Below are 17,761 nucleotides of genomic sequence, written 5' to 3' on the forward strand. Positions count from 1 at the left end.
CCGCATGGACACCAGCACCACACACAGGACCGTCGTCGTCACCGGAGCCGGCACCGGTATCGGCCGGGCCACCGCCCGCGCCTTCGCCGCCGAGGGGGACCGGGTCGTCGCGATCGGCCGCCGCGCCGCGCCGCTGCGGGAGACGGCGGACGGGTACGAGGGGATCGAGCCGCTGGTCGCGGACGTCACGGAGGATCCCGAGCGGATCGTGGGGACCGTCCTGGAGCGGTACGGGCGGCTGGACGTCCTCGTCAACAACGCCGGGATCGTGCGCAGTTCGGCGCTCGGCGACGTCACCCCGGAGGCGGTCGCCGAGCAGCTCGCCACCAACCTCGTCGCGCCCGTCCTGCTGACCAGCGCCGCGCTGCCGTCGCTGGAGGCGGCCGGCGGGGTCGTCGTCAACGTGAGCACGTCCGTCGGACAGCGCGGGTGGGCCGGGAACTCCGTCTACGCCGCGACCAAAAGCGCGCTGGACACCCTCACCCGGAGCTGGGCCGTCGAACTGGCGCCTCGCGGGGTGCGGGTGGTGGCCGTCGCGCCCGGCGCGGTCGGCACGCCCATCGGGGAACACCAGGGGCTGACGCCGGAGCGGCTGGCCGCGCTGCGGGAGTGGCAGATCACGCACACGCCGCTGGGGAGGGTGGGGCGGGCCGGGGAGATCGCCTGGGCGATCGTCCAACTCGCGTCCCCCGGCGCCTCGTTCGTCACCGGGGTCGTCCTGTCCGTCGACGGCGGGGCGGTCGTCGGGTGAGTCCTCGCGTGATACCAGTGGTCCCGGAGGTGGGGCCGATGCGGATCGGGGAACTGGCCGAGGCGACCGGGGCGAGCCCCCGCGCGCTGCGGCACTACGAGGAGGCCGGGCTGATCTCCGCCGACCGCGCGGCCAACGGCTACCGCGTCTACGGCGAGCGGGCCGTCGTCCGCGTCCGCAACATCCGCCACCTGCTCGCCGCCGGGCTCACCCTCGACGACGTCCACGCCTTCCTGCCCTGCCTGGACGGGGACGTCGCCACCGCGCCGCCGTCCGAACGGGGGTTGCGGGTCGCGGCGGAGCGGCTGGCGGTGCTGGATGCGCGGATCGCGGCGCAGGTGGAGGTGCGGGAGCGGTTGGCGGGGGTGCTGCGGGGGGTTGTACGGGGTGCTGCGCCGCGTCGGTGACGAGGCGGGCCGTGTGCGGCGTACCCCTACTGCGCCTGTCGCAACCCCGCGACCAGCAGTGACACCAGGCGGCGTGCGTCGTAGCGGATGTCTTTCTCCGCGCCCGCGCACAAGTTGCCGATGCCACGCAGGAGTTGGTAGGCGTCCAGGCCGGGGGTGATCTCGCCGGAGGCGGTCGCGGCGGTCAGGAGGTCGGTGCAGACGGGGAGGAGGCGGTCCAGGAAGTACGTGTGGAGGGTGCCGTAGCAGGTGCTGTCCGACTGCATCGCCGTCGCCAGGCCGTGCTTGGTGACCAGGAAGTCGACGAAGAGGTCGGTCCATGCGGCGAGGGCCGCGTACGGGGTGGGGGTCGTGGCCAGCAGCGTGGGGCCCGCCTCGGCGCAGGTGTCGACCTGGTGGCGGTAGACCGCGATGACCAGGTCCGCGCGGGTGGGGAAGTGGCGGTAGACCGTGCCGGTGCCGACGCCGGCGCGCGTGGCGATCTCGCGGACGGGGGCGTCCACGCCGGAGGTGACGAAGACGGCGGCGGCGGCGTCCAGGAGGGTCTGCTGGTTGCGGCGGGCGTCTTTGCGGCGGGGGGTGGACGGGGTGTCGGCGGGCACGGGGGTGCTCCTCGGGTCGGCCTTGCTAAGCGGAACCGTGTTCCGTATCGTAAGTGGAACAGGGTTCCGCTTTGCCTATCATGGCAGACCGGGGGCGGGCTGTCATGCCGTCGCGCGGTCGTGCGGAGCCGTCCCCCGAGCTGCGAACGGATGGCACAGCCATGCCCGCGTCGATCGTGTCCGTGAAACCCGTCCTCCTGCCGGCCCCCTCGCGGGGTGAAGATCTCCAAGTCCGCGTCTCCGCGCCGCTGTTGGGGACCGACCTGCCTGTCCTCGTCCTCTCCCACGGCTACGGCTGGTCCCTCGACGGGTACGCGCCCCTCGCCGATCACTGGGCCGCCCACGGGTTCGTCGTCCTCCAGCCGACCCACCTCGACTCCCGGACCCTCAGCATCCCTGCGGACGACCCCCGTACGCCGCGGATCTGGCGCTTCCGCATCGAGGACGTCGTGCGCGTACTGGACTCCCTCGACGTCCTGATCGCCGCCGTACCGGGCCTGTCCGGCCGCGTCGACCCCTCCCGCATCGCCGTCGCCGGGCACTCCTGGGGTGGGCAGACGGTCGGTACGCTGCTCGGCGCGCGGGTCCTCGGCGAGGACTTCTCCGACCCCCGCGTCAAGGCGGGCGTCCTGCTCGCGACGGCCGGCCTCGGCGACGACCTGACCCCCTTCGCCGCCGAGCAATTCCCCTTCATGCGGCCCTCGTTCGCGACGATGACTCCGCCGGTGCTCGTCGTCGCGGGCGACCGTGACCAGTCCCACCTGTCCACGCGGGGGCCCGACTGGTTCACTGATCCGTACGTCCACAGCCCTGGCCCCAAAGGGCTGTTGACGGTGTTCGGGGGTGAGCACTCGCTCGGCGGGATCGTCGGGTATGAGGTCGCGGAGACGACGGACGAGAGTCCGGCGCGGGTCGCGATGATCCAGCGGGTGAGTACGGGGTTCCTGCGCGGCGCGTTGGGGGTGTCGGGGGAGATGTGGGCCGAGGAGCCGGGGGAGTTGGGGAAGCTGGAGTGGAAGTAGCTTGCTGTCAGAGGCCGTTGACCGATCCCGATTCCGCGAAGCGGACGACGTGACGGCGGACCTGGTCGAGGAACTTCGGGAAGGAGCCGGCGACTTCGACGAACTCGCCCTGGAGCGTGGGGCGGTGGATCGCTCCGCCCCGGTCGGCGACGTACAGCGCTCCTCCGCCGTTCGAGGCGATCACCATTCCGTGGGGGTCGTCGGCTCCTGAGGCGAAGACCGGCCCTTCCGTCGCGAGTTGGGCCAGGACCGCGTGGGCCGGGTGGATGAAGAAACCGTTGCCGATGTCCGGCAGGGACACTTCCGCGAACGACTCGTAGAACATCCGCAACTCGCCGAACACCAGGGGCTCTTGGGCGTACTCGCGGGCGGCGCGGAGGTCTTCCCCGGTGGCGGGGCGGATCTCGTTCCGGCCCGGCGGATAGCCGTACGTCTCCTCGAACGCCGGGAGCAGGGTGTCGACGGTGTGCGTGATGTCGTCACGCCAACTGGCCAGCCAGGAGGGGGAGTACGGGTGGTGGTCCATGGCGGGGATCATGCCGCGTTCACCGGTCGTGCGTCCTCGAAGGCGGGGGCCAGGAGGAGGCGGGCGGTTTCGGTGCCGAGGCCGGTGCCCCAGGAGGTGGGGTTCAGGGTGAAACCCAGGGTGGCGGCGCGGGGTTGGTGGGGGTCGGTGGCCAGGCGGCCTACGCCGATGAGGGTGGTGGCGTCGGTGATCGCGAGGACGTACTCGGTGCGGGCGGATGTTCGGGCGCGGGACAGCAGGTCCCGTACCTCGTTGCGCGTGCGGGGTTCGAACGACAGGTGGGCGGTGGCGAGTTCGCTGCCGTAGATCGCGAACACCGCGTCCGTGTCGGTGGGTTGCAGCTCGCGGAGTTCCAGGTGCTCGCCGCGTCGGAGGACCGGGTACATGGCGGGGACTTTACGGGCGGGGTGCCTCAACGGCCGTTGCCCGGCGCGGCGTTCGCCTCAACAGCCTTCGCCCGGCAGGGTGTTGGCCCAGTCCGCCTCGTACCCGTCCGCCCCTCCTCACGTCCGGCCGCCGCCCCCACCCCCCGTCGGAGGTGGAAGCGGCGTATCCCGGTCGCCTCAAGGCGTGCGCTACTGCTGCTCCGGCTGGTCGCGTTTGATGCCCAGTGCCTCCTCCGCCTTCTGCTGGGCCTGGTCGACCTGGCTCTCGTACTTGTTGCCAGTCTTCTCGTTGATCATTTTCTCGGCGGTGTCGGACATGTCCTTGGCCTTGTCCTGCATCGCCTTGTTGCTCTTGAACCTGTCCAAGAGGCCCATCGAAGGCTCCTTCCGGAGGTGATCCATCACGACCATATGTCCGGGTTGCTCCGAATGCCCACCCGAAGGGGGTGGCCGCGCGACCCGGCCGCACCCACGGAGTGACCCCGCACACCCTCCCGCTAGCGTGTACGCGGCCCTGACCGGGGAAAACGTCCGGTGCGGGGTGACCGGAACGGCACAAGAGGACATCGGGAGGGGCGCGCGTGAAGCGTGTTCGGGGTGGGGTGGCGATCGCCGCCGTGCTGGTCACGGCACTGGCGGGTTGCAGCGAGACGAAGGACGGGGGCGGCGCGTCCGGCCCCCAGAGCGGCGCCGCGCTCGCGGCGGCCGAGGCGCTGCCGGTCAAGGGCCGCGCGCCGAAGACCGGTTACTCCCGCGACGCGTTCGGCTCCGCGTGGGCCGACACGGACTCCAACGGCTGCAACACGCGCGACGACATACTCCAACGGGACCTGGCGGACGTGAAGTTGACCGGCGGCGACTGCAAGGTCTCGTACGGGGTCCTGGAGAAGGACCCCTACTCCGGCAAGGACGTGACGTACCGCCGCGGCAAGAGCCAGGTCGACATAGACCATGTCGTCGCCCTCTCCGACGCGTGGCAGAAGGGCGCCAAGTACTGGGACGCCGGCAAGCGCATCGCCCTCGCCAACGACCCCCTCAACCTCCTTGCGGTGGACGCGAGTACGAACCGCTCCAAGGGCGACGGCGACGCGGCGACCTGGCTCCCGCCGAACGCGTCGTACCGCTGCGCGTACGTCGCCGCGCAGGTCGCGGTGAAGAAGAAGTACGAGCTGTGGGTGAGCGACGCGGAGAAGGCGGCGATGGAGAAGGTGCTGAAGGGGTGCTCGAACCAGAAGCTGCCGACCGGGGGGAATCCGACGAAGGCGCCGGAACGATTCACCGCGAAACGTAAGTGAACCCTCTCAAATCGATGTGATGCAGGTCACATCTCAGGCGTGAACCCGAAGCGGTGCTCATTACGACGAAGGGAGTGTGGAGGCCGAACGGAAGGGGGTGCCCAGTGATGCCGAACTGCTGGATGCGGTCGCCGAGGGCGACCGGGACGCGTTCGAGGAGCTGTTCCGCAGGTTCGCGCCCTGGCTCAGAGGCCGGCTGCGGCAGCGGTGCGCGGACCACGCGCTGGTGGACGAGGTCGTCCAGGACGTCTTCGTGGAGGTCTGGCGCCGCCGCGAGCGCCGGGGGGACCGGGTGGGCGACGTGAACGGGTGGCTGTGGCGGGCGGGCAGCCACCGCCTGATCGACGCGCGGCGGGCGCACGAGCGGCGGGGCCGGCTGCTGGGCCGCCTGGCCCGCCTGCCCGGACGGCACGCGGCGTCCCCGGAGGACCAGCTCATGACGGAGCTGGGGGACGGCGCGCTGGACGCGGTCGAGCACCTCCCCGCCGACCTGCGGGCGGTCGTCCGCGCGACGGCGCTCGAAGGCCTGACGGTCCAGGAGACCGCCGAACGCCTGAACATCCCGCCGGGAACGGTCAAGTCCCGGGCATCCAGGGCCAGAAGGCTCCTCAGGGAACGGCTGACGTCGTGACGGGGCGCCGGGACCGGGAGGCGGGGGAGGGACGGGTGAACGGCGTACGGCCGGCGGACCCGCGCCCCGGCGTCCCCGATGGAGACCCGTCCCACCCGACCACCGCCCTGCTCCGCGCGTACGCGAACCGCCCCCTCCCCGCAGCGGCCAGGGACGCCGTCGAAGCTCACGTCGACCAGTGCGCCGACTGCCGAGAGCAGCTCGCCCCCCTCATGGCGGACGACCCCGGCCTGACCGCCCTGTGGCAGCGCGTCGATCACGCGGTCGACGAACCGGACCGCAGCCTCCTGGAGCGGTGCGCCCTGCGTGTGGGCGTTCCCGAGGACGCCGCCCGCCTGTGCGCGGCGATGCCGGGCCTGCGCCGGTCCTGGTGGGCCGGGGCGGCCCTGCTGCTCCTGCTCGCCGTGGCCGCCGCGCGCTGGAGCGGGTCGGCGTCGGCGCCCCTGCTGTACTTCGCGCTGGTGCCCGCCCTGTCGGCCGTCGGCGTCGTCACGGTCACCGGCCGCCGCTTCGACCCGGCGTACGTATGGCTCGCGGTGTCCCCGCTGGGCGGCTTCCGGGTCGTCCTGCTGCGCGCGGCGGCGGTGCAGCTCCTCAGCCTCGCCCTGGGCGCGGCGGGCGCGGCCGGCCTGCCGCTGCCGTTCCTCGCCAGGCTCGGCTGGCTCGTGCCGTCGCTGATGCTGACGGCCCTGTGCCTGGCCCTGTCGAGCCGGATGGACGCGCTGCCGACGATCGGCCTTACGCTCGCGGCCTGGGCCCTGTGCCTGGGCGCCACGTACAACACGGACCTCCCGGCGGCGACCCGGATGCTGCTCCCGGGCACCCAACTCGTCATGGCGGGCGTCGCGTTGCTGGCGGCGGGGGCGCTGGTCGCCCTGCGCGACGGATTCGACAGACCCACGGCGCGGAGCCGGACGACGACGAGGAGGGCGGCGTAGATGCGATCGGTCACGGTCACCGGAGTGAGCGTGCGCTACGGGCGCCGGACAGCCCTGGACGACGTCTCCCTGACCCTGGGCCCCGGGGTGACGGGCCTGCTGGGACCCAACGGCGCGGGCAAGACGACGCTGCTGAGCGTCCTCGCCACGGCGACCGGCCCCGACGCGGGCGCGTTGTCCGTCCTCGGCCTCGACCCGCTGACCCCCACGGGTCGGCAGGCCCTGCGCCGCAGGCTCGGCTACCTCCCGCAGAACCCCGGACTGCCCGCCCACTTCACGGCGTTCGAGTTCGTCGACTACGTCGGGATCCTCAAGGAGATCGGCGACCGCGACACCCGCCGCGCGGAGGCCCGCCGGGTCCTGGAGGAGGTCGGCCTCACCGCCGACCGGGGCCGGCGCATCCGCAGGCTGTCGGGCGGCATGCGCCAGCGCGTCGGCCTCGCCGCGGCCGTCGTAGGCGACCCCGAGCTGTTGATCCTGGACGAGCCGACCGCGGGCCTCGACCCCGAACAGCGGCTGCGGTTCCGTGAACTCGTCGCCGGGTTCGGCGAGGACCGGACGGTCCTGCTCTCCACGCACCAGACGGAGGACGTCGCGGCCCTCTGCCACAAGGTCGTCGTCCTCGACCACGGCACCGTCCGCTTCGAGGGCACCCCGGCCGAACTGGCGCTCCTGGCCGAGGGCCGCGTCTGGAGCAGCGCCGAACGCACGCCGGGCGCCCTCGCGGCGTGGCGCACGGGCGTCGGCGCGTTCCACAACATCGGGGACCCGCCGCCGGGCGCGTCCCTGGTCGAACCGACCATCGAGGACGGCTACCTGCTGCTCCTCGACGGGCAGCGGACGGGGGCGGCATGAGCACCGGCGTAGTGACTCGTCCCCGCCCTCAGGCTCCCCACGACAGCCCCCGCGCCCAACGGGCCCTGGTCCGCTTCGAATCCGCGCGCGTCCTCGGCCACCCGGCCTTCCTCACGGCCGTCCTCCTGTACGCGGCCCTGTGGGCGTACGAGGCGTGGGGCGGCGGACCGCGCGGACGCTACCCCGTGCTCCAGGACGAGGACCGGTACACCCAACTCCCCTTGCTGCTCCTGGCCGCAGGGGCGCTCGTCGCGACGAACCTCACCACCACGCGCCTGCACCGCAGCGGCACGCAGCCGCTCTCCGATGTCCTCGGCCTGCCGCCGTGGCGGCGCACGCTCGCCCACCTCACCACCGCCCTCCCGCCCGCAGCGCTGGCGGCCCTGCTGGCCACGGCCCGCATCGCCGCGTACGCCGCGAGCCCCACCGCCGTCGGCAGCCCCTCCCCGGCCGAACTCGCCACCGGACCGGCCGTGGTCCTGCTCGCGGGCTGCGCCGGAGTGACCCTGGCCCGCCTCACCCCGTCGGCGGCGGCGGGCCCGTACGCGGTCCTGCTCCTCGGCGTCCTGGTCCTGTGCGGGGCGCTCGGCGTACGGGGCCTGAAGTGGGCGGGACCGGTCGGCGTGGAGGACGAGTTCGCGGCGCCGCTGCCCGGCGACCTGATGCACCGCCCGGTCGCCGAGCACCTCGTCTACCTGGCCGCTGTCACCGGCGTACTGGCCCTGCTCGCGCTGGTCCGCACCGGGATGCGCGCGGCGCCGGTGCGGGTGGCCCTCGTCGTGCTGGCCGGGACGGCGGTCGTCGCCGGTGTCCTCCAGTACCGGCCGCTCCCCGACGACGTCGTGGCGCGCAGGGTGGACGCCGAACTCCACCCCGGGGACCGGCAGCGGTGCCGGGTCGCGGACCGGGTCACGTTCTGCGCGTTCCCCGAGTTCCTGGCACGCAGCCGGGACTGGCAGCGGGTGACCGACGGCATCCTCACCGGCGCCCCGGCCACCGAGGGCCCGTACGCGGTACGGCAGCGGATCTTCCTCGGCGCCGACCACGATGGTGCCGGCCAAGACGGCGTGGCCGGCATGCCCCCGCTGGAGGCATGGGCGCGGGACGACGACCGGCACGGCACCCCCGGCGCCGTGACCGTCGGCACCGGCTGGGGCACGGACGACACCGGCGGCGACGAGATGCTGGCCTTCGCGGTGCGGTTCGCCGACCGGGTCGTCCCCGGACACGACCCGTCGGACGGCGGGATGCTGTGCCGGGCCCGCGCCGTGACGGTCCTGTGGCTCGCCGCGCAGGCCACCCCGCAGACCGCCGACGCCCTGCGCTCGATCCAGCGGCGCAGCATCAACGGCGTCACCCTCGACACACTCGGCTCGTCCCAGGCGCTCGGCTTCGGCGCCCCCGAGGTCCAGGTCGTACGCGACCTGCTCGACCTGCCCGCACCCGAGGTCGCCGACCGCCTCAAGGCGTCCTGGCCCGCCCTCGCCGACGAACGCACCAGCACCGGACGGGCCGCGCGGCTGCTGGGCGTCACCGCCCCGCCGGACGCCGAACAGGGAGCGGAGGACACACGATGCGACACCGACTGACCCCGCACCTCGTCCCGCACCTGCTCCGCCTCGCGCCGAGACTCCCCCTGGCCCTGTGCGCGGGAGCCGCCCTCGCCGTCGCCGCCCTGCCGCCGGCCCTCTCCCTCCACCTCGAACCCGGCGTCGCCGCGCTGCTGTTGAGGCTGACGGCGGCCCTGTGCGCGCTCCCCGTCGCGTTCGCCCTGGACGATCCCGGTGCGCGGATCACGGCGACCCTGCCGTACCCCGTCGCGCTGCGCCGGCTCCTGCGCCTCGTACCCGTCTGCGCGGCGGTGGCCGTGACCTGGACGGTGTGCGCGGTCCTGCTCCGGGGAGCGGCGTACCCGGACGGGCTTCCCCTGCCGGGGTTCTTCCTGGAGACGGCCGTACTCGCGTCCGCCGTGCTGCTGCTGGCCGCGCTCGGCCTGCGGATCACCGGGGGTGAACGCGGCAGCGCGCTCGCCGCGCCCGGGAGCGTCCTGCTGCTCCTCGTCCTCGCCCTGAGCCCGGCCCGGCCGCGCCTGTTCGCTCTGCCGTACGGCGAGTCCTGGGACGCGTCCCGGAGGGTGTGGGCGTTCGCGCTGGTCGCCCTCGTCGTCCTGTCGGGGGTCCTGCTGCGGGAGCGGTTTCACCGGACGGGCGCCGGGGTCAGGTCAGGCCCGCCGCGATGGCGCGGCGTACCGCGTCGGCCCGGTCCCGGATGTCGGCCTTGGCGAAGAGGTTGTTGATATGGGTCTTGACGGTCGCTTCGCTCACGAAGAGCTTCTCGGCGATGGCCCGGTTGGGCAGACCCCGCCCGATCAGGGTGAGCACTTCGCGCTCGCGGGGTGTGAGATGCGCGGGCAGCTCAGGTCCGGACGCCGTCGGCCTGGCGCGGACGGTGGCCAGCAGCCGGTCCTGGACCTCGCGGTCGAGGACGGACTGGCCCGCCGCGGCGGCGCGGATCGCGCGGACGATGTCCTGGCGTCCGGCGTTCTTCGTCAGATAGCCGCGGGCACCCGCGCCGAGCGCGGCCAGGATCGAGTCGTCGTCGGCGAACGTGGTGAGGACGACGACGGCCACCTCGGGGTGTTCGTCGCTCAGCCTGCGGGTGGTCTCGATCCCGTCGAGCACGGGCATCCGCAGGTCCATCAGCACGACGTCCACCGGCCCGGCGGCGACCGCGGCCAGGACGCCGTTGCCGTCCCCGGCCGCCGCGACGACGTCGATGTCCTCGGTCAGACCCAGCACCGCGGCGAGCGGTTCGCGGATGGTGGCCTGGTCGTCGGCGACGACCACGCGCAACGGCCGGGAACTCTCGGTGGGTTCGCTCATCGGGGGATCTCCGCCTTCACTTGCCAGCCGCCGCGCTCCGGTCCCTCGGTGACCGGTCCGGCGGTGAGGGTGCCGCCCAGCAGGGCGACGCGTTCGCGCATGCCGATCAGCCCCATTCCGCTGCCGGCCCCGGCGTCCACCGTACGGGTGGCGGGCCGGTTGCGGACGGTCAGCGCCGTGGCGGACGCCGCGAAGGCCAGCTCCACCCGCACCGCACCCCCCGGCGCGTGCCGCGCGGCGTTGGTCAGGGACTCCTGGGCGATCCGCAGCAGATTCTGGGTCACCCGGGCCGGTACCTCCACGGGGGCGCCGTGGACGGTCAGGGCGTCGCGGTGGCCGGACGACTCGATCATCGCAGTGAGGGTCTCCACCAGCGGCAGCGCGTCCTCGCGGAGCGCGTGCACCGTCCACTGCGCCTGCTTCAGGCTCTCCTTGACGAGGCTGTGGGCCTTGTCGTTGGCCGCTCTGACCTTCTCCAGGTCGCCGGTGTCGAGCAGTGCGTCGGCCAGCTCCAGCTGCATGTTGATCCCGGCCAGCGTGTGCGCGAGGACGTCGTGCACGTCCCGGGCGATCCGGCCGCGCTCGGTCAGTACGGCCGTCCGCGCCTCGGCCCTGGCGGCGCGCTCCGCGCTCTCGGCCGCCGACAGCGCGGCGGCCACGGCCCGGTGCTGGACCCGGTTGAGCATCCCGATCAGGACCGGCGCGCCGGTGGTGAGCCCGACGGCCCAGGGCAGCAGATGGTGACCGGGCCCGATCTCGAAGTACAGGACGCCGCCGCAGAGCAGACCGCAGGCCAGCGCCAGGACGGCGGCCTGCCTGGCCGGCAGCCGGTACCCGATGTGACCGGAGAGGAAGAAGGCGAAGAGGTAACCGGTCCCGCTGCGACTGGCGCCGATCAGCGCGGCAGCCGCGAGGACCCCCAGCGACAGCCAGACGACGGCGGCACGCGGCGGGACCTTGTCCTGCGGCAGGCCACGGGCCAGCAGCGCCGCACTGTTCAGGACGAACAAGGCCGCGACCAGCAGTCCCTGCCCGCTGACGCCCATCGGCCGGATCGTCAGGGCTCCGCCGACGACGACCGCCACGGTCAGGGCCCACTGCACCCGGGGGTCCCGGCCCGGGACCGGCCGGGACGGGACCTGTGCGGGGGAGGCGGCGGGAGGCACGGCCAGACCATAGCTCACGGCCGGACCGCGACCCGGTCCGCGGCGGAGGCGGCCTGCCCGGCGGTCAGCATCCGGCTGCGGACGAAGATCGTGGCCAGCCGGGTGACGACCTCGGTGAGCGCCATCAGGACGAAGGCCGCCACCCACGCCTGGTCGCTGGTGATGTGGTGGGCGAGGCTGAACCGGGCGACGTCGTCGGCGCCGCCGTGCTCGGTCCACAGCTGGAAGCCCATCCGGGCCCCCATGCCGAGCACCCACAGGATCGCGGAGACCGCCCCCGCCTTGATCAGGATGTGCCCGCCCGCCGTCCTGACCCGGGTGTAGACGCCGCCGGCGACGCCGAGTACGGCCCCCACCCCCACGAGCGCGCCGACCAGGACCAGGTCGTTGCCCGCGGTGGGGACGGAGTCCAGGTACGTGTGGGCCACGAAGGCCACGATCCCCAGCGGGATCAGGAAGGTCCTGAGGTCCAGCCGGCCTTCCCGCAGCTGCCGGAAGACGACGAGAAGGAGGGCGATGTCGGTGATCCACTCGGTCGTTGTCATGCCCCCAAGCCTGCTGTCAGGGGGCTCGCGACACCTGGACCCACGGGTGGAGATCGGGGTGGAGAAACCCGTGCTGCGAGGGTTACTTCAGGGCGGCCACGACCTTCTCCGTCAGCTTCTTCGCGCCGCCGGCACCGTTGGAGGGGCCGTCCGTCGAGAGGACACTGACGACGTTCGTGCCCACGCGGGACGCGATCAGGGTGGTGCCGGTCTCCCAGGCGTCGCTCGTGAGGGTGATCGTGTACGCCTCGTCACCGAGGGCGGGGCCGGCGGTTCCGGTGATCTTGACCTTGCTCTTCGTGTCCGCGTCCGTGTAGCTCGGGCAGGCGGCCACGACCTTCTTCAGCGCCGTCATCACGTCCGCCGACGTCGTGCCCCGGTACGCGTCTATCTCCTGGTCCAGCTCGGCGGTCGTGTTCTTGTTCATGTACGACGCCTGCGCGAACGAGACGCCCTTGATGCCGGTCAGCTCGATCCACGCGGTGCCGCCGAAACCGGCGCAGTCGGGCTTCGCCGCCGTCGTCTCCGGGGCTCTGTACGTGTCCCCCGTGTCCCGCGTCGCCGTCGGGTCCACCTCGAAGCCGGACGCGAAGTACGTCGCCGGCGCGAGCGCCTTCTTGAGTGCGGCGCCGGTCAGGATGCCCTTGTTCGGGTCGGCGGGCTTGGCCTTGTTCGCAGCGGCGGCCGGAGCGGAGTCCGAGTCCGAGTTCGAGGAGCAGGCCGCCAGGGCGAGGGGGAGGGCGGCGGCGACGGCGAGCGTCTTGAGGGTGCGGGAGCGCATGGATGTCCTTGAGCTGTCGTACACAAACGTGTGGGCCTGACGGTCGCCAGGCCCGAAGGGTTGATCATAAGAAGGTAAAGGACATGAAAAAGTCTCCGGATTCCCAAAGGTGGATCAAAGGGGGTGCGATTTCTTCACCGCCCGCTCTTCCCTAGGGTGGGGCCGATGTCCCTCGAACCCGAGCGCGCTGTGAGGTATCTGATGGCCACCCCCGACAACCGGCGGAAGCGGTGACCCGTCTCGGCGCCTGGGAGGCGTTCCAGCAGGCTGTCGCCGAAAGCCCCGTGGACGTACGGGTGTTGGACGGGGACGAGGTGGGCCGGCGGCGCTGCGTCAAGCAGATGGGGTTCACCTCGCAGTCCGTGCTCGGGGCGGTGATCTCCAACTGCGGCGGGTTCGTCGTCGACGGGGGATGGGTGAGGGTGCTCGGGGGCGGGGCGGACGGACTCCCGGACATCGGACGCGTCAACGGCTTTCCGGGCCCCGTCGAGCCCGGGCAGACCCCCGCCAGGCTCATCGTCGGGTACGACGTCCTCGGCGGCGTGTTCGCGCTCAACTTCGCCGATCCCGCCGACGCCGGACCGCTCGGCATACCGGAGGCGATCAGCTACTTCGCTCCCGACAGCCTCCGGTGGGAGCCCTTGGAACTGCCTTACAGCACCTGGGCGTTCTGGCTGCTGTCCGGGCAACTGGAGCTGTTCTACAAGAGGTTCCGGTGGGACGGCTGGCGCGAGGAGATCGCCGGGCTCGGGCTCGACGAGGGGATCTCCACGTACCCGCACCTGTGGACCGTCGTGGCGTACAAGAACCCCGCCGGTGTCACCCGGACCCCCGTACCCATGCGCCAACTCCTCGACACCGAACGCGACTTCGCGCTACGGAGGGAATCGGCCGACCCCGGCCCGCTCGGCGACGTGTGAGCCTCAGCGGCCGTACGGATGGGCGTACGGCGCCGGCGCCCCGTACCGCACCGGTGGTGCCTGCCGCGACTTGGGGTCGAACGCCGCGAACAGGAGCAGCGCCGTCCCCATCGCCGTACCGAAGAGGAGGACGAAGCCGAAGACGCCGTCGCCCACGCCGTCCTCCAGGGCGATGAGCCAGGTCCAGACGGCGGCCTCGTACGTCACGAAGGACGCGCACGCGGTCCAGTCGGAGGGCAGGCCGCGGCGGAGCGCGAGGTAGAGGAAGGGGATCCAGAGGAAGAGGCCGAACGTGCCCCACACGGGCAGCGTCCAGGCGATGCGCTGCCCCCAGCCCGCCTCAAGACGCTTCGGGGAACGTGAACTCGGCGGTGGCGTCGAGTAGTTGTAGCCGCCTGGTATGCCTGCCATGCCCGTTCCCATCCCGCCCTCGTGTCCGGTCAGCGTAGGACACCGGGTTCGCCGGGTCCGACGCGCGGCTCCCCTTTACTGTGGCATGGGGGATTCTTGTGACGATCGGAAACCGGTGTTTCCGGGACGCGGGAACGCGATCGGTTACCTTGCGACGCGCACGTTTGAACGAATCAAGGGGTGGGAATGGCAGAGCACCGGCAGTCGAGGAAGCGCAGATACATCGCGTGGGGCGTGGCGAGCGCCGTCGTGGTCGCGGGGGGCGCGGTCGCGGCGCAGCAGTCGATGGCCGCGACCGTCTGGCCGGCGCAGAAGACGTACACGGGGCGCGCGTTCGACACGTGCACCGCCCCCTCGCTCGCCGCGATGAAGGCGTGGAAGGCCAACGGCTACTACGGCGGCGCGGCCGTCTACATCGGCGGCAAGAACCGCGGCTGCGCCCAGCCGAACCTCACCAACTCCTGGGTGAAGTCGGTGAATTCGCAAGGCTGGAAGCTGATTCCGCTGTACGTCGGCGCGCAGCCGCCGTGCCAGACCGGGTCCAGCCCCGAGAAGATCACCGCCGCCACGGCGACCTCGCTCGGCGCGACCGACGCCGCCGACGCCGTCACCAAGGCGTCCGCGCTCGGCATGAAGGCCGGCAGCCCGATCTACCTCGACATGGAGGCGTACGACGTCACCAACAAGGCGTGCAACGACGCCGTGTTGGCGTATGTGCGGTCGTTCACGAAGACGCTGCGGGGCAAGGTCTACCGCGCCGGGTACTACGGGTTCACGTCGTCCAGCGCGAAGGCGATCGCGACCGCCACCAACAAGACCGACCTGCCGGGCAACCTCTGGTACGCGCTGTGGGACGGGAAGGACACGACCACCGCCGACTGGCCCTGGGGCAAGGACCAGTTCACCGACCACAGCCGGGGCCACCAGTACCAGGTCAACAGCAAGGAGACGCGCGGCGGTTACACGATCACCGTCGACCGGGACACGTGGGACGCGCCGGTCGCGATCGTGGGCTGATGTCCAGGGGAGTTTCTCGAACACGCGCCGGACTGCACCCCCTGAGCGCGTGACGCGGGCGCGGCGGTGCCCCAAGTCCCGGTGAATCGTTGGTCGAATGGGTTGGCCCCAGGCGTACCACTGCCTACCATCGATCACCGCAAGACTTTGTGCACCGCCGCACAAGCTCCTACAGGAGGTCCCCTTGCCCCGCCGTCGTCGCACCGCGCTCCTGCTGACCGCCACGATCGCCGCGGCAGCCCCCCTCCTGACCGCCTGCGGGAACGACGCGCACCCTGGTGCAGCGGCCGTCGTCGGCGGCCAGCGGATCACCGTCTCGCAGCTGGAGAACCGGGTCAACGAGGTCCGCTCCGCCCAGCGTGCGTCCGTCAAGGACGACGCTCAGTACGCGCAGGCCATCGCGCAGACCGGGACGCTCACGCGGGACACGCTGCACGGGATGGTTCTCGACAAGGTCCTCCAGAAGGCCGCCGAGAACGCGGGAGTTGCCGTCAGCCGGCGTGAAGTCCAGCAGATGCGGGCCGGGTTGGAGCAGCAGGCCGGTGGGCCTGAGGGGCTGGAGACGGCCTGGCTCCAGCAGTACGGGGTGCCGCCGCAGCGGCTCGACGAGAACCTCCATCTCCAGCTGGAGGCGCAGAAGTTGGCGGCGAAGCTGGGGACGGACACCAGTCAGCCGGCGTTCTGGAACGCGTTGTCGACGGCGTCGAAGGAGCTGGGGGTGGATCTCAATCCTCGGTACGGGGGGTGGGATGTGAAGAAGGTGAGCCGGGTGGATGCGGCTACGCCTTGGGTGCGGGAGATCGCTGCGGGGGCGTAGGGGGTGGCGGCATACAAGATGGTCGTACGACTTTCATCCCCAGGCTGTGGATAACTTTCCGGGCGGGATCGGAGGGTGGGTTACGTTCGAGGTGTGAACGAAACCAGCCCCGCAGATCCCGCGCGGTCCACCGGCCGCATCGTCCTCCTCACCACCAGCCACCGCGTCGCCCCCGGCCTGCTCTCCTGGTCCGCCTGGCAGGTGCTCCGTACGGCGGACCTGGTCGTCTGTGCGGACGGCGCGCATCCTCAGGTGCCGTATCTGCGGGAGGCCGGTGTCGACGTCTCCGCGGAGGCGCCCGGTGCCGAGGAGCTGGTGGCCGAGTGTGCCGGCGGGCGGACCGTGGTCGTCGTCGCCACCGGTGAGGGGGAGCCCGCCCTCACCGACGGGCTCGCCCGTCTCGCCGGGTCCGGGCGGGTCGCCATGCCCGAGCTGGAACTCCTCCCCGCCTCCTACGACCTTCCCGGCGCCCGCCTCCTCGACCTCGTCCAGGTCATGGACCGGATCCGTCTCGCCTGCCCCTGGTCCTCGCAGCAGACCCACAAGGGGCTCGCGAAGTACGCGGTCGAGGAGTCGTACGAACTCGTCGAGGCGATCGAGGAGGGCGACTACGACGAACTCCGCGAGGAACTCGGCGACGTCCTGCTCCAGGTCGTCTTCCACGCGCGCATCGCCGAGGACGCCGAGGAGGAGGCGTTCTCCATCGACGACGTCGCCGCGACGATCGTCACGAAGCTGATCCATCGCCATCCGCACGTCTTCGGTGACGCGGTCGCCACGACGCCCGAGGAGGTCAAGGAGCACTGGCTGCGCACGAAGGCGATCGAAAAACGCCGGGCGTCCGTCACGGACGGCGTCCCCCTCCACCAGCCGGCCCTCGCCCTCGCGGCGAAGCTGACGTCCCGGGTCCGGACGGCCGGGCTGGACGTGCCGCTGCCGGGTGGTCAGGGCGTGGGGTACGAGCTGCTGGCGCTCGCGGCTCGGGCCGAGACGGAGGGGGTGGACCCGGAGGCGGCGTTGCGGGCGGCGGCTCGGGTGTACCGGGAGGCGGTTCGGGGGGTCGAGGGGGTGGAGGGCTGACGGGGCCCGGCGGGATATGGGTGTCGTCACGGATAGGCCCCCTCTCCCCGTGACGTCAGGCTGTACGTCAGTCAGTTCGAGAACGGGGAATCTTGTGTTTCGTCATGTGTCCAGGACGTCGCTCGCGTTGGCCGCGGTCGCGGTGTTCGGTCTGACCGGGATGTCGGGGTCGGCGCAGGCCGCCGATGCGGGGATCCTCAGCGCGACCGGCTGCGCCGGCAACGCGGGGTCGACGGACGGTTCGGGTTCGGTCTGCCTGGAGATCAAGGGAACCAAGCTGCACGTCGACAGCTTCAAGCTGTCCAAGAAGTCCAACAACCGCGCCTGGACGGACCGCCCGATCTTCGAGATCGGCAGCACGTACGGCTACTACGGCACCCTGGAGAACGCCTCCCGCACCGAGACGGTAACCGTCGGCTCCGCCGTCAACCAGAGCTTCGCCAACAACACGAAGGCGTGCGGCTGGTGGGAGAAGTACCCCGGGACGAAGGCTTGCGTGACGATCCACAACTGATCGCCGCGAGCGGGTAGTTGGGGACGCCCTGTCCACCGAGGGGTCGGTGGGCGGGGCGTTGGGCTGGTTGTTCAGGGGGCAGCTCTGCCGGGAGGTGGGGGAGAGCGAGGAGCCGGGATCGGCGGGCCGGGGTGGTGGCTACGCCGAGTTGGGCGTTCGGGGTATGCCGTGAGTTCTGGACGCCGGCCGCTCGAACGGTTGCGTTCACGCGGTGG

General features: G+C 72.0%; 23 protein-coding genes. 14 read left to right on the forward strand and 9 right to left on the reverse strand.

The genetic code is table 11. The annotated features are described in order from the left end of the window. Positions 1-4: 4 nt before the first annotated feature. Together J8M50_RS07220 and J8M50_RS07225 are read left to right on the forward strand one after the other, a co-directional pair. On the forward strand, positions 5-751 hold the full coding sequence (locus J8M50_RS07220; RefSeq protein WP_010351377.1) for an SDR family NAD(P)-dependent oxidoreductase: 747 nt from the start codon (positions 5-7) through the stop codon (positions 749-751). A gap of 38 nt (positions 752-789) precedes the next feature. Next, positions 790-1,158, forward strand: a complete 369-nt coding sequence (locus tag J8M50_RS07225; protein ID WP_029183520.1) for a MerR family transcriptional regulator — start codon at positions 790-792, stop codon at positions 1,156-1,158. A 26-nt stretch (positions 1,159-1,184) separates the two neighbouring features. Here the strand turns inward: J8M50_RS07225 and J8M50_RS07230 are convergent, their stop codons facing one another. Further along, the gene (locus J8M50_RS07230; protein ID WP_010351379.1) at positions 1,185-1,760 is read right to left on the reverse strand and encodes a TetR/AcrR family transcriptional regulator; all 576 of its coding nucleotides are present in this window, start codon (positions 1,758-1,760) and stop codon (positions 1,185-1,187) included. A 161-nt stretch (positions 1,761-1,921) separates the two neighbouring features. Between J8M50_RS07230 and J8M50_RS07235 the strand changes: the two genes are divergently transcribed. Continuing rightward, on the forward strand, positions 1,922-2,782 hold the full coding sequence (locus J8M50_RS07235; RefSeq protein ID WP_010351380.1) for an alpha/beta hydrolase family protein: 861 nt from the start codon (positions 1,922-1,924) through the stop codon (positions 2,780-2,782). 7 nt (positions 2,783-2,789) lie between these two features. On the opposite strand, the gene J8M50_RS07240 is transcribed toward J8M50_RS07235, so the two are convergent. The 3 genes from J8M50_RS07240 to J8M50_RS07250 all read right to left on the reverse strand — a co-directional run bounded on the left by J8M50_RS07240 (position 2,790) and on the right by J8M50_RS07250 (position 4,069). Beyond that, entirely contained in the window at positions 2,790-3,308 is a 519-nt protein-coding gene (locus tag J8M50_RS07240) for a hypothetical protein (RefSeq protein WP_040835568.1), read from the reverse strand. A gap of 8 nt (positions 3,309-3,316) precedes the next feature. Beyond that, positions 3,317-3,694 (reverse strand): GNAT family N-acetyltransferase, encoded by a 378-nt coding sequence (locus tag J8M50_RS07245; RefSeq protein WP_010351382.1) that lies wholly within the window; start codon positions 3,692-3,694, stop codon positions 3,317-3,319. A 189-nt stretch (positions 3,695-3,883) separates the two neighbouring features. Beyond that, on the reverse strand, positions 3,884-4,069 hold the full coding sequence (locus J8M50_RS07250; protein WP_029183521.1) for an antitoxin: 186 nt from the start codon (positions 4,067-4,069) through the stop codon (positions 3,884-3,886). A 206-nt stretch (positions 4,070-4,275) separates the two neighbouring features. On the opposite strand from J8M50_RS07250, the gene J8M50_RS07255 reads away from it, so the two are divergent. The 6 genes from J8M50_RS07255 (at position 4,276) to J8M50_RS07280 (ending at position 9,709) form a co-directional block, all read left to right on the forward strand. After that, positions 4,276-4,989 carry an HNH endonuclease family protein gene (locus J8M50_RS07255; protein WP_029183522.1) on the forward strand — a complete coding sequence of 238 codons (714 nt, stop codon included), beginning with the start codon at positions 4,276-4,278 and terminating at the stop codon, positions 4,987-4,989. A 76-nt stretch (positions 4,990-5,065) separates the two neighbouring features. Next, positions 5,066-5,620: an RNA polymerase sigma factor gene (locus J8M50_RS07260; protein ID WP_010351385.1), complete on the forward strand. Its 555-nt coding sequence runs from the start codon at positions 5,066-5,068 to the stop codon at positions 5,618-5,620. Then, entirely contained in the window at positions 5,617-6,558 is a 942-nt protein-coding gene (locus J8M50_RS07265) for a zf-HC2 domain-containing protein (RefSeq protein ID WP_010351386.1), read from the forward strand. Before J8M50_RS07260 ends, J8M50_RS07265 begins: the two co-directional genes overlap by 4 nt. Next, positions 6,559-7,413: an ABC transporter ATP-binding protein gene (locus tag J8M50_RS07270; RefSeq protein WP_010351387.1), complete on the forward strand. Its 855-nt coding sequence runs from the start codon at positions 6,559-6,561 to the stop codon at positions 7,411-7,413. It begins immediately after the preceding gene. After that, positions 7,410-9,002: a hypothetical protein gene (locus tag J8M50_RS07275; protein WP_063870998.1), complete on the forward strand. Its 1,593-nt coding sequence runs from the start codon at positions 7,410-7,412 to the stop codon at positions 9,000-9,002. The genes J8M50_RS07270 and J8M50_RS07275 overlap by 4 nt, the downstream gene beginning before the upstream one ends. Further along, positions 8,987-9,709 carry a hypothetical protein gene (locus tag J8M50_RS07280; protein ID WP_010351389.1) on the forward strand — a complete coding sequence of 241 codons (723 nt, stop codon included), beginning with the start codon at positions 8,987-8,989 and terminating at the stop codon, positions 9,707-9,709. The genes J8M50_RS07275 and J8M50_RS07280 overlap by 16 nt, the downstream gene beginning before the upstream one ends. Here J8M50_RS07280 and J8M50_RS07285 read toward each other — a convergent pair. From J8M50_RS07285 to J8M50_RS07300, 4 genes are all read right to left on the reverse strand, one after another. After that, positions 9,630-10,295 carry a response regulator gene (locus J8M50_RS07285; RefSeq protein ID WP_010351390.1) on the reverse strand — a complete coding sequence of 222 codons (666 nt, stop codon included), beginning with the start codon at positions 10,293-10,295 and terminating at the stop codon, positions 9,630-9,632. The two genes, J8M50_RS07280 and J8M50_RS07285, sit on opposite strands and share 80 nt — an antisense overlap. After that, entirely contained in the window at positions 10,292-11,398 is a 1,107-nt protein-coding gene (locus tag J8M50_RS07290) for a sensor histidine kinase (RefSeq protein ID WP_010351391.1), read from the reverse strand. The genes J8M50_RS07285 and J8M50_RS07290 overlap by 4 nt, the downstream gene beginning before the upstream one ends. Positions 11,399-11,475: 77 nt before the next feature. Further along, the gene (locus J8M50_RS07295; RefSeq protein WP_010351392.1) at positions 11,476-12,006 is read right to left on the reverse strand and encodes a hypothetical protein; all 531 of its coding nucleotides are present in this window, start codon (positions 12,004-12,006) and stop codon (positions 11,476-11,478) included. 82 nt (positions 12,007-12,088) lie between these two features. Further along, positions 12,089-12,787, reverse strand: a complete 699-nt coding sequence (locus J8M50_RS07300; protein WP_010351393.1) for a hypothetical protein — start codon at positions 12,785-12,787, stop codon at positions 12,089-12,091. Positions 12,788-13,017: 230 nt separating this feature from the next. Between J8M50_RS07300 and J8M50_RS07305 the strand changes: the two genes are divergently transcribed. Then, positions 13,018-13,707, forward strand: a complete 690-nt coding sequence (locus tag J8M50_RS07305; protein WP_010351394.1) for a DUF2625 family protein — start codon at positions 13,018-13,020, stop codon at positions 13,705-13,707. A 3-nt stretch (positions 13,708-13,710) separates the two neighbouring features. Here the strand turns inward: J8M50_RS07305 and J8M50_RS07310 are convergent, their stop codons facing one another. Next, the gene (locus J8M50_RS07310; protein WP_029183523.1) at positions 13,711-14,118 is read right to left on the reverse strand and encodes a hypothetical protein; all 408 of its coding nucleotides are present in this window, start codon (positions 14,116-14,118) and stop codon (positions 13,711-13,713) included. Positions 14,119-14,304: 186 nt separating this feature from the next. Between J8M50_RS07310 and J8M50_RS07315 the strand changes: the two genes are divergently transcribed. The 4 genes from J8M50_RS07315 (at position 14,305) to J8M50_RS07330 (ending at position 17,546) form a co-directional block, all read left to right on the forward strand. Next, positions 14,305-15,135 (forward strand): glycoside hydrolase domain-containing protein, encoded by an 831-nt coding sequence (locus J8M50_RS07315; protein WP_029183524.1) that lies wholly within the window; start codon positions 14,305-14,307, stop codon positions 15,133-15,135. A 184-nt stretch (positions 15,136-15,319) separates the two neighbouring features. Continuing rightward, the gene (locus tag J8M50_RS07320) at positions 15,320-15,952 is read left to right on the forward strand and encodes a SurA N-terminal domain-containing protein (RefSeq protein ID WP_010351397.1); all 633 of its coding nucleotides are present in this window, start codon (positions 15,320-15,322) and stop codon (positions 15,950-15,952) included. A 93-nt stretch (positions 15,953-16,045) separates the two neighbouring features. Further along, positions 16,046-17,032, forward strand: coding sequence for a nucleoside triphosphate pyrophosphohydrolase (locus J8M50_RS07325; RefSeq protein WP_010351398.1), 987 nt, complete (start codon positions 16,046-16,048; stop codon positions 17,030-17,032). 106 nt (positions 17,033-17,138) lie between these two features. Then, positions 17,139-17,546 carry a hypothetical protein gene (locus J8M50_RS07330; RefSeq protein ID WP_010351399.1) on the forward strand — a complete coding sequence of 136 codons (408 nt, stop codon included), beginning with the start codon at positions 17,139-17,141 and terminating at the stop codon, positions 17,544-17,546. Positions 17,547-17,761 lie beyond the last annotated feature (215 nt).

Origin of the sequence: Streptomyces acidiscabies (assembly GCF_020010905.1) — a bacterium.
In the GTDB taxonomy this organism is placed as follows: Bacteria; Actinomycetota; Actinomycetes; order Streptomycetales; family Streptomycetaceae; genus Streptomyces; species Streptomyces acidiscabies.